The 15,263-nt window shown below is 58.4% G+C and carries 14 protein-coding genes; 13 read left to right on the forward strand and 1 reads right to left on the reverse strand.

Going from position 1 to position 15,263, the window contains the following annotated elements; genetic code table 11:
• The first annotated feature begins 299 nt into the window (after positions 1-299).
• From I5L79_RS07965 to I5L79_RS07975, 3 genes are all read left to right on the forward strand, one after another.
• Positions 300-527, forward strand: a complete 228-nt coding sequence (locus I5L79_RS07965) for a hypothetical protein (protein ID WP_196954510.1) — start codon at positions 300-302, stop codon at positions 525-527.
• Between the two features lie 77 nt (positions 528-604).
• Positions 605-4,075 (forward strand): methylmalonyl-CoA mutase family protein, encoded by a 3,471-nt coding sequence (locus I5L79_RS07970; RefSeq protein WP_196954511.1) that lies wholly within the window; start codon positions 605-607, stop codon positions 4,073-4,075.
• 66 nt (positions 4,076-4,141) lie between these two features.
• Positions 4,142-4,636, forward strand: a complete 495-nt coding sequence (locus tag I5L79_RS07975) for a DUF1493 family protein (RefSeq protein WP_196954512.1) — start codon at positions 4,142-4,144, stop codon at positions 4,634-4,636.
• Between the two features lie 172 nt (positions 4,637-4,808).
• On the opposite strand, the gene I5L79_RS07980 is transcribed toward I5L79_RS07975, so the two are convergent.
• On the reverse strand, positions 4,809-5,699 hold the full coding sequence (locus I5L79_RS07980) for a hypothetical protein (protein ID WP_196954513.1): 891 nt from the start codon (positions 5,697-5,699) through the stop codon (positions 4,809-4,811).
• 319 nt (positions 5,700-6,018) lie between these two features.
• Between I5L79_RS07980 and I5L79_RS07985 the strand changes: the two genes are divergently transcribed.
• From I5L79_RS07985 to I5L79_RS08030, 10 genes are all read left to right on the forward strand, one after another.
• Positions 6,019-6,552 carry a GNAT family N-acetyltransferase gene (locus tag I5L79_RS07985; RefSeq protein ID WP_196954514.1) on the forward strand — a complete coding sequence of 178 codons (534 nt, stop codon included), beginning with the start codon at positions 6,019-6,021 and terminating at the stop codon, positions 6,550-6,552.
• A gap of 171 nt (positions 6,553-6,723) precedes the next feature.
• The gene (locus tag I5L79_RS07990; protein WP_196954515.1) at positions 6,724-7,323 is read left to right on the forward strand and encodes a hypothetical protein; all 600 of its coding nucleotides are present in this window, start codon (positions 6,724-6,726) and stop codon (positions 7,321-7,323) included.
• Between the two features lie 358 nt (positions 7,324-7,681).
• A complete protein-coding gene (locus I5L79_RS07995; protein ID WP_196954516.1) occupies positions 7,682-8,635 on the forward strand; it encodes a hypothetical protein in 954 nt (317 codons plus the stop codon).
• Between the two features lie 87 nt (positions 8,636-8,722).
• The gene (locus I5L79_RS08000) at positions 8,723-9,793 is read left to right on the forward strand and encodes a DUF3667 domain-containing protein (protein ID WP_196954517.1); all 1,071 of its coding nucleotides are present in this window, start codon (positions 8,723-8,725) and stop codon (positions 9,791-9,793) included.
• Positions 9,794-9,843: 50 nt separating this feature from the next.
• Positions 9,844-10,299 carry a DinB family protein gene (locus tag I5L79_RS08005; protein ID WP_196954518.1) on the forward strand — a complete coding sequence of 152 codons (456 nt, stop codon included), beginning with the start codon at positions 9,844-9,846 and terminating at the stop codon, positions 10,297-10,299.
• Positions 10,300-10,440: 141 nt separating this feature from the next.
• On the forward strand, positions 10,441-12,261 hold the full coding sequence (locus I5L79_RS08010; protein ID WP_196954519.1) for a peptidoglycan D,D-transpeptidase FtsI family protein: 1,821 nt from the start codon (positions 10,441-10,443) through the stop codon (positions 12,259-12,261).
• A 56-nt stretch (positions 12,262-12,317) separates the two neighbouring features.
• The gene (locus I5L79_RS08015) at positions 12,318-13,442 is read left to right on the forward strand and encodes an OmpA family protein (protein WP_196954520.1); all 1,125 of its coding nucleotides are present in this window, start codon (positions 12,318-12,320) and stop codon (positions 13,440-13,442) included.
• A 164-nt stretch (positions 13,443-13,606) separates the two neighbouring features.
• Entirely contained in the window at positions 13,607-13,744 is a 138-nt protein-coding gene (locus I5L79_RS08020; RefSeq protein ID WP_196954521.1) for a hypothetical protein, read from the forward strand.
• A 248-nt stretch (positions 13,745-13,992) separates the two neighbouring features.
• Positions 13,993-14,628: an FKBP-type peptidyl-prolyl cis-trans isomerase gene (locus I5L79_RS08025; protein WP_196954522.1), complete on the forward strand. Its 636-nt coding sequence runs from the start codon at positions 13,993-13,995 to the stop codon at positions 14,626-14,628.
• An 83-nt stretch (positions 14,629-14,711) separates the two neighbouring features.
• On the forward strand, positions 14,712-15,224 hold the full coding sequence (locus tag I5L79_RS08030; RefSeq protein ID WP_196954523.1) for a hypothetical protein: 513 nt from the start codon (positions 14,712-14,714) through the stop codon (positions 15,222-15,224).
• Positions 15,225-15,263 lie beyond the last annotated feature (39 nt).

Consider the following 15,263-nt stretch of genomic DNA (forward strand, 5'->3'; position numbering starts at 1 on the left):
CGCGATGCGCGCCCATTGCGCGTCCGTCAGCATAAAGTCCATCCTCCAAAATAATACCTACTGTTAACACTTCCTAGTGCGTGCCTCCCCCTCAGCGGTGTTTCTAAGCTTATGTCTACTCACTTTCCTACTTTGGTGTTCTATTTAGGTCAAGTTGAAGTACCTTATGACCAATCAAGAGGCTACTAATTTTCTTCAATCGATTGACTTCCTATTGCCGCTCGGCTATTTGGATATGATGATGTGCTGGGCATGAACAGATCCTTGACTTCGAGGCTATTAATAGCAAATACTTGGCTTTGTGGCCTCTCGATAAACTTATCGGCATTAATAACGACTACGAAGCAGCCGAGAATTATCCGGGGTTCTTTCTGATCGGCACTTATGAAATCGGCGAGGCCTGCGCCATCGAAAAAGCTACTGGTGCCATCTACACCTTACCATTCATCGGCAACGTCCAAGAGGACGCTGTTTTCGTTGGCAAATCGGTGGACGAGCAGCTCGTCTATCTAAAGGAAGCCTGGTAACAAAAAAAGCCCCGGCCTCCCCGCCGGGGCTTTTTTTGTACCTTCGCTCACCCAAATTCCACCCAACTCCACCCGTAATGCAAGCAGCTCCCGCCGCTCCGTATAAGCCGAAAAACCATATCCGCATCGTAACGGCCGCCGCCCTGTTCGACGGCCACGATGCCGCCATCAACATCATGCGCCGCATCATCCAGAGCAGCGGCGCCGAAGTAATCCACCTGGGTCACAACCGCTCGGTGCAGGAAATTGTGGACTGCGCCATCCAGGAAGATGCCCAGGCCATTGCTATTACCTCCTACCAGGGCGGCCACAACGAGTACTTCAAGTACATGCACGACCTGCTCAAGGAGCGGGGCGCGGGCCACATTCGCCTGTTCGGCGGCGGGGGTGGCGTGATTCTGCCAACCGAAATCGAGGACCTGCACGCCTACGGCATCGAGCAGATCTACTCCCCCGACGCCGGCCGCGCCATGGGCCTGCAGGGCATGATCAACGACTTGCTCCAGCGCTGCGACTTCCCCACCGGCCAGAACTTAAACGGCGAGGTCAACCACGTCAAAGAAAAAGACGCCCGCAGCATTGGCCGCCTGATTTCGGCCGCCGAAAACTTCCCCGAGGAGTTTGATCGGGTGAAAGCCCAACTGGTGGCCGACTTCCAGCAGGCCGAAGGCAGCAACGACCAGCGCCTTGAGTTCCCTGCCTCCGTTACCAAAACCCCAATCCTGGGCATCACCGGCACCGGCGGGGCTGGTAAATCAAGCTTGGTCGACGAGTTGGTGCGCCGTTTCCTGATGGACTTCCCCGAGAAGACCATTGCCATCATCTCCGTCGACCCCTCGAAGCGCAAAACCGGCGGGGCCCTGCTGGGTGACCGGATCCGGATGAACTCCATCAACTCGCCCCGGGTGTACATGCGCAGCCTGGCCACGCGCCAAAGCAACCTGGCGCTAAGCAAGTACGTGCAGGATGCGGTGGATGTGGTGCGCGCCGCGGGCTTCGACCTCATCATCCTCGAAACCTCCGGTATCGGCCAGTCCGACACCGAAATCATCGAGCACTCCGACGCCAGCCTCTACGTGATGACGCCCGAGTACGGCGCCGCCACCCAGCTGGAGAAAATCGACATGCTCGACTTCGCCGACGTCATTGCCCTCAACAAGTTCGACAAGCGCGGGGCCCTCGACGCCCTGCGCGACGTGCGCAAGCAGTACCAGCGCAACCACGGCCACTGGGATAAGCCCCTGGACTCGATGCCCGTGTTCGGCACCATTGCCTCCCAGTTCAACGACCCCGGTATGAACCGCCTCTACCGCGCCGTGCTGGCCACGGTGGAAGCTAAAACGGGCGTGCCCTTCGCGTCCCAGCTTGAAACCAGCAAGGAGGACTCGGAGAAGATTTATATCATTCCGCCCCACCGCACCCGCTACCTTTCCGAAATAGCCGAAACCAACCGCCAATATGATCAGTGGGTTCAAAAACAAGCTGACGTTGCTCAGCAGCTCTATGGAATCAAGCAAGCCATCGGAGCCGTCCAAAGTGTCGGAAACGCCGCTGCAGGACCTGGCAGCGGGCACGGCGGCCACCAATCCGAATCCGGAAGCCTCGTGGCCGGCCTGGAGAGGACCTTCGAGGAGGTCAAACTCCGGCTGGACGGGCAGAACTGGAAACTCCTGGAAACCTGGCCGCAAAAAGTAGCCGCCTACAAGGCTCCGGAGTTCGTGTTTAAGGTGCGCGACAAGGAAATCCGCATCCAGACCCACACCACCAGCCTGAGCAATCAGCAGATTCCCAAAGTCAGCCTGCCGCGCTACACCGCCTGGGGTGATTTGCTGCGCTGGCAGCTCCAGGAAAACGTGCCCGGCGAGTTCCCCTACACCGCCGGCGTGTTCCCGTTCAAGCGTGAGGGCGAAGACCCGACCCGCATGTTTGCCGGCGAAGGTGGCCCCGAGCGCACCAACCGCCGCTTCCACTACGTGAGCATGGGCCTGCCTGCCAAGCGCCTCTCCACGGCCTTCGACTCGGTGACGCTCTACGGCGAGGACCCCGACCACCGGCCCGACATCTACGGCAAAATCGGCAACGCCGGCGTGAGCATCTGCTGCCTCGACGACGCTAAGAAGCTCTACTCGGGCTTCAATCTGGCCAACCCCAGCACCTCGGTGTCGATGACCATCAACGGCCCCGCCGCTACGCTGGCCGCCTTCTTTATGAACGCCGCCATCGACCAGCAGTGTGAGCTCTATATCAAGGAGCAGGGCCTCAAAGCCGAGGTGGAAGCCAAGATCAACCAGATTTACGCCGACAAAGGCCTCAACCGCCCCCGCTACCAGGGCGAGCTGCCCCAGGGCAATGACGGCCTGGGCCTGATGCTGCTCGGTGTCACCGGCGACCAAGTCCTGCCCGCCGACGTGTACGAAACCATCAAAAAGCGCACCCTCAGCCAGGTGCGCGGCACCGTGCAGGCCGACATCCTCAAGGAAGACCAGGCCCAGAACACCTGCATCTTCTCCACCGAGTTTGCCCTGCGCCTCATGGGCGACGTGCAGGAGTATTTCATCAAGGAGAAGGTTCGCAACTTCTACTCGGTGTCCATTTCCGGCTACCACATTGCTGAAGCCGGCGCCAACCCCCTCACCCAGCTGGCCCTCACGCTCTCCAACGGCTTCACCTTCGTGGAGTACTACGTGAGCCGGGGCATGAGCGTGAACGACTTCGCCCCCAACCTGTCGTTCTTCTTCTCCAACGGCATCGACCCCGAGTACGCCGTGATTGGCCGCGTGGCGCGCCGCATCTGGGCCAAGGCTATGAAGCTCAAGTATGGCGCCGATGCCCGGAGCCAGATGCTCAAGTACCACATCCAGACCAGCGGCCGGAGCTTGCACGCCCAGGAAATCGACTTCAACGATATCCGTACCACCCTGCAGGCCCTCTACGCCATCTACGACAACTGCAACTCCCTGCACACCAACGCCTACGACGAGGCCATTACCACCCCCACCGAGGAATCAGTGCGCCGGGCTATGGCTATTCAGCTCATCATCAACCGGGAACTGGGCTTAGCCAAAAACGAAAACCCGCTCCAAGGCTCCTTCATCATCGAGGAGCTGACGGACCTTGTGGAAGAGGCCGTGCTGATGGAGTTTGACCGCATCACCGAGCGGGGCGGCGTGCTTGGCGCCATGGAAACCATGTACCAGCGCGGTAAGATTCAGGAGGAAAGCATGCACTACGAGATGCTCAAGCACACGGGCGAGTATCCCATCATCGGCGTGAACACCTTCCTCTCCTCCAAAGGCTCGCCCACGGTGGTGCCCGCCGAGGTTATCCGGGCCACGGAAGAGGAAAAGCAGTACCAGATTGAGATGCTCAACATCCTGCACACCCGCAACGCCGACCAGACCGAAACCCGCCTCCGGCAGCTCCAGCAAGTAGCCATCCAGAACGGCAACCTCTTCGAAGAGCTGATGGAAACGGTGAAGTTCTGCTCCCTGGGCCAGATTACGAATGCGCTGTTCGAAGTAGGCGGCCAGTACCGTCGGAATATGTAGACAGTCTATTTGGTTGAATAAATAAGGGTGCTACCTTGCCTGGGGTAGCACCCTTATTTATTTTTTATGGAAACCATTGAAGTTCGATTCACCGATTTACGCCGGGCAGCAGAGCAGGTGCCTGCCTTTGTAGAGGATCGGCTAGGCTGCAAAGCGGAGTGCGGCTTGCGCACAGGCGTAGAGGAGGATATGAGCATTACTGGGCTCGATACGGAGGAATTACTTCTTGAATTCTCTGAGCAGTTTTCAGTCGACCTTTCCCAATTCGACTTTACTGGCTTGATTACACCTGAATCTGTAGGCAACCCGCTTCACCTCATCTTATTCCTTCTCTTTCTACCGGTTTACGCCGTAGCCTGGACCACTAAGTTATTGCTGGGACTTGTCTACCTACCCTTTAACTCTGAAGCAGCTATAAGCCTCATTAAGAAGCCCATTAGCAACCCTTTCGCATCACCACCCAAACCTCGGCATGAAATTCTGACCATCGGCGACTTTGTAGCTTCTGCCGCTGCCGGGCGCTTCGTGAAGCGGGAGCGGGTACGCTTCGTGCTGGTATAGCTCACAGCAGTTTCAGCAAGTCGCCTTCCAGAACGGTAACCTATTCGAGGAGTTGATGGAAACGGTGAAGTTCTGCTCGCTCGGGTAGATTACAAATGCGCTGTTTGAGGTTGGTGGGCAGTATGTGTAAGCTGGAGACAGTATTATAATAAAAAACTTTGGCTTAAATATTCTACAGCTCTGCATCAACGCTTTCACCCAATAAAACACTACTCCATATTTTCATCTTCAATTTGGCTTCCTCCGGTAGCTTATTATATACATCTTTCAATTCTAGCAGGTCACATAACTGCCTTATGAATAAACTAAGTATCATCAATGACGTCTTTACTGCTGTAGCAATCATTGGCCTTGCCTCTTCTGGCTTTGTTAACGCAGCTCTGAGCTGGATCAAGCTCATATATTCACAGTGAGCATGATTGGCATAAAGATCATAAGTCTTCATACTAATAGCCTTTAGTTTTGCTGCGTCCATTAATTTTTCCCATCCCACTTCCTTGGCCGTTCGGCCTGAAAGTAATCTTCCCTTATTAGAAGGACTGTAACCCTGGAAAACAGCATTTTCTTCTATATATTTCTTGTACATCTCAATTCTATTGGCTTCTTCTATTTTACGTTTCTGCATTTCTTGTGACAGCATATCTGTATCAGATGTTTGTCGCACAGTTAAGCTTTGTACAACATACAGCCAATATCTAAGCTTGTTTTCATCCGTCGATTTAGGCTGTATATATAAATAAAAGAAAGTTAAATATGCCTCGAGCTGAGCTCTACCAAGGGTGTAAATACTTGAAAGATCTGGAAACCGTACAGGGTCATCAGAGTATCTACCATGAGTTGTTCCTAACACTAGGCTCTCAAATGAACTGGAAGCAAATGATAATTTTAGTGTTAGCGGCTCTACTAACTCCATCCAAAAAGGTCCTGTTGGAGAGCGAGCATGCCATTCCCTGAGTATCTCATGAATAATAAAGGTCATTTGGGAATGATCTTGAAGGAAATCAAAAGGATTATCACTCCTTAATTTCGCAAAAAGCATTTCCAAGCGCTCTATGTTTTCCATAGCTGATTGAATCTTTACGTGGTGAGAAGGAATGTATTAAGATTCTTCCTAACAGCTGCAATTTTATCAAAGCTTGATGCAGGTAGCCACAATAAGAAGCCTCTGCCGCCGTAGCGTCCAGCAGGTGCCGCGCCGAGTCGGCCGAGCATGCTAATCGTGCTGTTGGTAGATTCCCAGCCTCCCGGTAAGGCCGGTCATGAGTTAGACTGCGCTAAACTTGCGTCGGGCAAAGGCACCCGAGAGCACAGCAAGACCCTTCGCAAGCTCTTGGCTCTTTTTCTTCCTCAAACCTGATTTTCTCACCAGTTCTTAGCAAGCAATGATGGGCAAAAGCTTTACTCCGTTCCCGGTTATAAAAACAGCAAGGCTAACCTTGAGGCAACTCAGAAGCAATGATGATGAAGCAATATTTAGCTTGCGTTCAAACGAGCAGGTAAACAAATACCTTGGTAGAAAGCCCAGCGAATCAATGAAGGATGCCCAGGGCTTCATCCGGGCTATCAATGAAAACGTTCAACGGAACGATGCCATTTACTGGGCCATTACACTGGGCGAGGATGAGAAACTAATTGGGACAATTTGCTTATTTGGCTTTTCCGAAGATAATACCGCGGCGGAAATTGGCTATGAATTACTACCAGACTTTCAGGGAAAGGGAATAATGCATGAAGCAGCCACCAAAGTAGTTGACTTCGGGTTTAATGACCTTGGGCTAAGCTCTATAGAAGCTCATACGCACTTCGAAAATCAGGAATCAACAAGACTTCTAGAAAAATTGAATTTCAATAGACAAACTATTTCCGACGAAAATCTTATACTATTCAAATTAACAGCTAACCTGCGCTCAGCATGACATTCAACGGGGAGGTTTAGCACAATTTTGCCCCGCGCTAGATGCGTAATTCCTACCCGTTCCTGACGGGAAGCCCCAGCCGCCCATAACCGCCCCAGCGGCCAGCCGATACCGCGCCGCGCGGAGTCGTCTGGGCGGCGCTGATTATCTTGGGCCATCCAACTTCTGCCCATGAATATTCGGATCCAACAGCAGATTCACCGTTTAGGTGGCCGCACTACCGCCGGGCCAGAAGCGTGCCTGCGGGAAGTTCTGCAACACACCGTTTTCCCGCATCCGCTCTATCCCAAGAGCTATGCCGACAACTTCTTTGGGCTCGACGAGTTTTATCGGCAACACAGAGAGTTGTACGCCCGCAGCCCAGACGATTTTTACGCTGCGCTGCTGCATCACTTTTTCTCCGACCACCAGCTTCCTTATGGACAGGATTTCTTTCGCAACTTCCTGTTCACCCCATTTACTGCGGGCACCCCTGATTATGGCGAACTAGACGGCCTGGTGTCCCCCGAGGAGCTTCGGACAATCGTGGCGGGCGAACCGCTGGAGTTTATGTGCATTGCTTACTCTTACGGCTTCCCCGACCACTATTTCGTGTGTCTGCACGACCCAACGCCCGAAAATCCCTCCGTCTACGGCACCGACCATGAGGCCTTTTTTCAGGAAATAACCCCGGTGGGTACCCTGGAAGACTTCTTCAGCCGCTACCTGACGCCGGAGGAATTTCTAAGCATCGTCCGCCACCAGCTGGAGCGCACGTACGCCGAGCAATAGCACCCCAACTATCCTGGGTCTGGCTCCATCTGCCGCAACGGAACTCGTGACCAGCCTTGCCCCAAAGCCCCAGCCTCCCCCTACCGCCCCGGCGGCAGGCCGGTACCGCGCCGCGCGTAGTCGTTTGGGCAGCGTGGTACCCATTCTATCTTATAAGACCCTAGAACCAAACCGGCCCGCCCCTCTCTCCGAGGTACGGGCCGGCTTCATTCTCTTCCTTCCCTAACTATGCAGGCTTCCCTGCGTCTTCTCCATTGCCTTTCCCACCCGTCCTGCTACTGCGGTTTAAAACTTGCTACGGGACTATACCTTGATTTTATCTATAGTTTTGAGGGAATCAGAACCTATCATCTACCCTATGCGCCTTACTCGTCCGTTTGCCTGGTCTCTTCTTCCGTTCACGGTGCTGCTGGCGGCGGCGGGCTACGGCCCCGCTCCTACCGCTGCCTCCGCTCCGGTGGCTAATTTCACCCAGGGCGTTATCACCACCCGCGTATCGTTGCCCGGCAACCCCTATGATAAGCTGCTCAGCCAGGTAGATCCGGCTAAGGGCAACATCCAGGCGCAGCTGCAGCAGCTGGCCGGGCGCCTCACGGCGGCGGAACAACAGCAGCTTCAAGCCGCGGCGGCCACCCTCAGCCCGGCTATGACCATCGGGGCCATGATGCTGCCGCGCAAGGGCACTATCTACTGCCGGGGCAAGGAAGCCCGCGCCACCACCGATGCCCTCACCTACCACCTCGAAAACTACTTCAACCTCACTACCAACAAAGGCCTGCTGCGGATGGTCTCGCAGTCGACGCCCCAAAACGTAAACTACACCTACGATGCCGCCTCGGTAGAAAAAACCTGGCAGAGCATTGTCGTTACGGATGTGGACTACACCCTGCGTACCACGCCCGAAACGGTGCTGGTAGCGGGCTACCCCAGTCAGAAGACAACGTACACGCTGAAGCCCGGCGCCGAGGGAGCCAAGCCGGATGGCCCCGGCCAGTTGGGGAACAAGCCCGTTGCCCTAGATGTGTGGACCTCCCCGCAGATTCCGCAGAGCCTGAATTTTGCCCACCCGGTGTACGTCAACCAGGCCCACGGCATCACCCGGCTGGTGGTGTACTTCGATAAGGAGCGTAAGCAGCAGCTGCGGTATGAGTTTGCCACCGTGCAGGTCCGACCCGTCACCGATCAGGAGCTAAAAGTAGCTACCACGGCACCCGTGCTCGATTATGCCAAAGACGCTATGCAGATTGGCGTGCAAGCCATGGCACTCATGTTCGGGGGCGGCCCCAAAGCATCGGCTGATACCGAGGAGTAGTCCAGTCTTTGCGCACGGCTTGAATCCGGTGGCCGGATGCTTACTTTGCGCCGCCCTACCGCACCGACTTCCTTACCTCTCTCTGCAATGGCGCACTCCGCCCATAAGCTACCCTCCTGCGCCAATTGCGGCCACGACTTCAAGGCGGCCGAAAACTACTGCCCCGACTGCGGCCAGCAAAACCACCCCCTCGACCTCTCCTTTGGGCACGTAGCCGAGGAAGTGCTCGAAGGCCTTTTCCACTTCGATGGCAAGGTGTTCCGCACCCTGCGGCAGCTGCTGTTTGCGCCGGGGGCCCTCACGCGTCATTTCTGGGAAGGCAAGCGCGTGGCCTACGTGCCGCCCGTGCGCCTGTATGTGTTCATCAGCTTTGTGTTTTTCCTGTTGCTTTCGGTGGCCCTGCACGCTCCCGAGCACGGCGAAATGCGCACGTTGGGCCAACGAGTCCGGCAGACCAGCATCCAGTACCGGGCCGATTCCATCCGCTTGGCAGGCCAGCTAGCCACTGCCGATTCCGTTCGGGTCAAGCGCATGCTGCGCAATACCCGGCACGTATCGGTGCTCAACGGCATCGTGAATACCGATGTGAACAGCGACACCGTGGACTACCGCCGGTGGAATGGGGTGCTCTACACCCCGCAGGAATGGCGGGAGTTGCCAGGATATTCCTCCGCCCAACTTGATGAGGTGCTGCGCCGCCACGGCCAGGAACCGTCGTTTCTGGGGCGTTTTATAGCGCGGCAGGGCCGGCGCGTGATGCAGTCGTCGGAGCAGGATATTTCCCATCAGTTTGTGCGCGGTATTTCGCTGATGATGTTCGTGCTCATGCCCGTGTTTGCCCTTCTGTTGAAGCTGCTGTACGTGCGCCGCAAGCAGTACTACCTGGCTCATTTGATGTTTGCCATTCATGTGCACTGCTTTGCCTTCCTGCTGTTTTCCCTGATGATGGTGCTGAGCCTGTTTGCCCACGTGCCCTCTAAGGCCGTCTTGCTGGTGCTGCCCCTGTTAGCTGTTTACCTGGCCGTAGCCCTGCGCAAAGCCTACCAGCAGAACTGGCTGAAAACCGCGTTGAAATTCGTTTTCCTGCTCGGACTCTATAGCCTTATTATTGCCTTTGGACTGGTAGGGGCGCTGGGCTTGAGCATGGTGCTGGTGTAGGGAAACTGAGTCGTATTATTTCATAGCCTCCCTCCCGCTTCTCTGCTCGTATGCTACCCGATACCCTCCGCCTGCTTTTCCGCCGCGACCTGAACCGGGTACAGCAGGAGCTTACCCAGTACCGAGACGAAGAAACCATCTGGCAGGTAGAAAAAGCTATTGCCAACTCGGCCGGCAACCTTAGCCTGCACCTTGTCGGCAACCTGCGAACCTATATCGGCGCCGAATTGGGCGGCGTGGCGTACACCCGGCACCGGGAGTTGGAATTCTCGCTTAAGAACGTACCTCGTCAGGAGTTGCTGGAGAAGGTAGCCGAAACGCGCGACATTGTGGATGAGTCGCTACGCGCGCTACCCCCTGAGAGGCTGGCCCAGGAGTACCCCCTGCTGGTGTTCGAGCAGAAGACCTCCACCGAATACCTGCTGGTTCATCTGGCTACGCACCTTGCCTATCATCTGGGGCAGATCAACTACCACCGCCGCCTGCTCGACTTCACCGCGCCATAGCCCGGCCGGCCTCGCCAACACTCCGCGCAGCGTGCGTCCCGTCGCAAAACTGAAAGCCACACCCGCTTGGTTGGAGTGGCTCCCACCGGCCTTCATCGAAAAGCCCGGCCCCTACTTCCCGCAATTGCCTAGCTTTACCCCATGCGTACGGCTTTCAACTGGGGTAAAATTCGGCTAATGGCTCTGCTGGCGGGGCTGGCCGCGTGCTCCTCCCCCGACGCTACCGAGGCCCCCACCCAAACCCAGGACGTGCGCGTGCGCTACTCGGCCCGCCGCGTGGTGCTGCCCGAGCTGCCCCAGCGCGCCCGCCTCCTCGACCGGAACGACTCCGTGCTGGTAGCCACCCGCCTGCAGTTTCTGCTGCAGCTGCCGCGCCGCTCCCCGCTTGATACCCTGAAGCTGGGCCTGCTGCTGGGCTGGGACTCCACCACTGTGCGCCGCCGCATACTAGAGGCCCTACCCTATCCCGGAGCCCGCCCCAGCTATGGAGTACAGCTCCGCCTCACCGCCGCCGAAGTAGCCCGGGTGCGCCAGGACAGCGCCGCCTGGCCCACGCTCACCCTCAGCCAGCGCCGCCAGCGCGTGTACACTACCCCGGCGGGTGCCCCGGTGCTGGGCTACACCTACGCCGAGGCCCAGCCTTTCCTGCGCCAGGCCCGCCGCACCAGCCGCGGCCGCTTCTACCGCCTGCGCAACGGCGGGCTGGAAACGTATTACAACGGCCTGCTCAACGGCCACCGCGGCTACCTGCATCCCTTAGTAGATAAGCAAGGCCGCCAGCACGGCAGCTGGGCCAAAGACACCCTCTTCCAGCAGGGCCAGGACCTGCACCTCACCCTCGATGTGAAGCTGCAGGCCTACGCCGAAAAGCTGCTCGGGGGCCGCCGCGGCTACCTTGTGGCCCTCGACCCGCGCACCGGCGAAATCCTGGCTTACGTCTCAGCCCCAGTATACCAGGCTTCCACCCTCACCGCCCCCGACCAGGCCGGGGTGCGGGCCGAACTGCTGGAGCACGAGGACATGCCTTTGCTGAACCGCCCCGCTATGCTGGCCAACCCGCCCGGCTCGGTTTTCAAGCTGGTGAATGCCGCCATAGCCCTGCAGTTGGGCGCTATTCGCCCTGGCACCGGCTTCCGCTGCGACCAGTCGTTGGTAAGCTGCGTGCACGACCACCCCAAAGCCAGCAGCCTCACCGCCGGCCTCAAGTACAGCTGCAACCCCTACTTCTACCAGGTGCTGCAGAACGTCATCAACCACGTGCCCGACTCGCTGGTGCAGGATACCGTAGCGGCCCGCCACGTCAACCTGGCCCAATGGCGCCGCTATGCCCGCTCCTTCGGGCTCGATTCAGTGCTCGGCGTGGATGTGCCCCGCGAAGCCCCCGGCTTTCTACCCACCCCCGCCTACTACGACAAAGCCCGCCGTACCCGCGCCTGGACCTACCGTTCCATCTACTCGCTTAGCATCGGGCAAGGCGAAATAAACCTCACGGGCCTGCAGATGGCCAACATGGCTGCCATCATTGCCAACCGCGGCTGGTACTACCCGCCCCACCTGGTGCGCGGCATCGGAGCGGGCGGCTCGCTGGCTCGCTTCACCAAAAAGCACCGTACGCTTATAGACAGCGCAAACTTCGCGGCCCTCATTCCTGGTATGACAGCCGTGATGCAGCGCGGTGGCACCGCCGATGCCTCCAGCCTTGCCGACGTAGGCATCACGGTAGCGGGCAAAACCGGCACCGTGGAAAACGACGAGGGCGACGACCACGCCGCCTTCGTGGGCTTTGCGCCCGCCAACAACCCCAAAATTGCCGTAGCCGTGTACCTCGAAAACGCCGGCTTCGGGGCCACCGCCGCCGCGCCCTGCGCCGTGCTGGTAATGGAAAAGCACCTGCGCGGCTACATCGCGCCCAAGCGCAAACGCTGGGAAGCGCGCATCCAGCGCCGGGCAAAGCAGGAGTAAACGGTGTAGCTGGCTCTGGCTTTACAAATACCGCCGGCCCCGTGTATTTTCGCCTTATGAAACGCAGCATTTGGCTTACTATCGTGGCGCTGCTGCTGGCGGGAGCCGGGCGGGCGCAGTCGTTGGCGGGAATATGGCAGGGCGTGGAAACCGATACCGGCGAAGGCCAGCGGGTGTGGCCGGCGGTTCTGCGCCTCCAGAAAAGCAGCGGTAACGGCTTGTTCGGCATTCTCTACCAGGAAGTGGGCGGGCAGGCGGGCACGTCCGTCACTTTTCAGATTCAGGGCACGCCCACGGCCAAGGGCTTTCTGCTGAAACATGTGCGCAAGCTCGATGAAACCGGCAGCACGCCCTTCACTTACTGGTGCGACGGTGCCATCACCTTCACCTACGACCCGGCCCAGGAAAAGCTCACCGGCCAGGCCACCTACCGCCCCGTCGGCGACTGCGACGTGGGGGCCTTCACCCTATACCGGGTCAGGCTGAAATCGGCGGCGAAAGTAGCGGCTGGAGTCGAAACCACTATTCGCGTATCGGGCCGCAGTGTGCGCTGGTACCTGGACCCCGAGCTGCAGAAACCCGTGGCTGCGGGCAACACCTACCGCACCCGCCTCAGCAAAACCACCACCTTCTACCTCACCCAGGGCTACTACCCCAGCCGCGAAAGCGCCGTAGTGCCTATTACGGTTCAGGTGGCGGGCAGCCCGCCGGCACCGCGGCCCACGCCGCCCGTAGCTGCCCGGCCCACCCCCGCCCTGCCGCCGCTGGATACGGCCAGACGTACCCTCATCCTGCCCCCGCCCGATACCGCCCGCACCCCGTCCCTGCTACCCCCGCCCCAGGTGCTTTCTCCGACGCCCGTGGTGCTGCCTACCGTGTTGTTTCGCCTGGGCACGGCCGAGTTGCTGCCCGACGGGCTACCGGCCCTCAACGCCCTGGCCTCGGAGCTGAAAGCCCGCCCCGCGCTGCGGCTGCGCATTGCGGGCCACACCGACCGCGTGGGTGAGCCGCAGAAAAACCTGCTACTCTCGGAGCAGCGGGCCGAAGCGGTAAAAAGCTACCTGGTAAGTGCCGGCGTTGCGGCCGAGCGCCTCAGCACCACCGGCTACGGCGACACCCGCCCAATTTACTCCTCACCCGATGCCCGCAACCGCCGCGTGGAGGTGGAGCAGGTACCATAGCCCGCCAGGAAATGGCATGTTCCTGCCCGTATCATTTTTGTATTAATCAAGAGTAGTGTATGAGTAAGCCACGAAATTAAGTATGCTTGCATAACAATTTTTCAACTAGTGCGTACTATCTTTGCAGTCAATAAACTGATTTGCTTCATACTACCTGATTTACCATGAAAAAGAGCACTGCTGCCGTTTCTTCGCTGTTGCTGCTGGGGAGCCTTGGGTCGCTCAGCCTGCTGGCCGCCCACGTGCGCGACCTGAACCTGTTTTTTGACCTGCGCGACGAGGAAGAGCTGCACTTCTGCTAAGCCCTTTTCGGTTGAATACCGCAAACCTCGCCTTCGGGCGGGGTTTGTTGCGTTCAGGGGCAAACAAACGCGGCTTCACTTTCAGGCACTTACCCCTGTCGCCCGAAAAAAACCGTATCCATTCCGGCCGGTTTTCGGTACTTCACCGCCAGGAAGCTCACGCGGAGCTTGCCGTTTGTATTCTGTTCATCGGGGCACGGCCGTCCGGCAAACCGCAGGCGGCCACGTGTCACCAAACCATTGATTCTATGGACCTGACCGGCTTGAAAGAGCAAATCAGCTACATCATCGGGCGCGATATGGCCCGCAATTTCTCCGAGCAGGGCCTCGATCTGAACATCGACGTGCTGGCAGCCAGCATGAAGAGTGCCCTGGCCGGCCAGCCAAGCCAGCTCAGCCCCGAGCAAATTCAGGCCGCCATGCAGCAGCTGCAGGCGCAGTTCGGCGGCGGCGAAGAAGAGGAAGAAGACCATCAAGACCCCACTGCCATGCAAAACAACAAAGCCGAAGGCGAAGCTTTCCTCGCCGAAAACCAGAACAAGCCGGGCATCACCACCCTGCCCAGCGGCCTGCAGTACGAAGTGCTGACTGAGGGCTCGGGCAAGAAGCCCGGTCCCCGCTCCCAGGTGACCACACACTACCACGGCACCCTCATCAACGGCCGCGTGTTCGATTCATCGTACCAGCGCGGACAGCCGGCTACGTTCGGCGTGAACCAGGTAATTGCGGGCTGGACAGAGGCGCTGCAACTGATGCCCGAAGGCTCGAAGTGGCGCCTGTACATTCCCTCGGATCTGGCCTACGGCAAGCGGGGCGCCGGCCGCGACATTGGCCCCGACTCTGCGCTCATCTTCGACGTAGAGCTGCTGAAAGTAAACAACTAATGTATTCGGCCCCGGTTGGCTCAGGCGGTCCTCCGCCACGCTGGACAACGACCAGCACTGCCCAACCGGGGCCTATACGTGTCATGCCCGAGCCGGAAATTCCCGCTACGCCCCCGCCGCCGCACCGCGCCCCGGACCTGCATAGCCCCGACGGCCGCCTCACGCTCAGCCACGACCGGGTACGCATCCACAACCAAACGTTTGGGCTCCTGGAACTGGAGCGCGCCGAGCTGAAGCCCGTGCGCTGGCTGCTGTGGTACCTGCTGGGTGGCCTGGTCTTCACGTTTGTGGCGCTGGGCTACCTAAACTTCTGGCTGCGTACTACGCCGGCGGTTATTGGCCTGGTGATAGGGGCGCTGCTGTTTATTGTGGGCCAGCGGGGCACCAACCGGCTGCGGCTGTATCGGCTGGGCCGCGAAGCCGCTCACTTTGCCTTGCCTGGTGCCGCAGAGCCCTGGTACCAGCTTACCGGTGAGCTGAACCGCCGCATCCAGGACCGCCACGATGGGGCTGCGCAGGCAGCTGCCGAGGCTTGGGCCGCCGAAGAAGCCGCCCGTCTGGCTACGCTTCCTCCCCCACCCGATTTGGGTGAGTAATCTTCCTTTTCCTTTCCGAATAAGTTAACGCGCCACTGT

The organism is Hymenobacter guriensis, assembly GCF_015773195.1.
Taxonomy (GTDB): domain Bacteria; phylum Bacteroidota; class Bacteroidia; order Cytophagales; family Hymenobacteraceae; genus Hymenobacter; species Hymenobacter guriensis.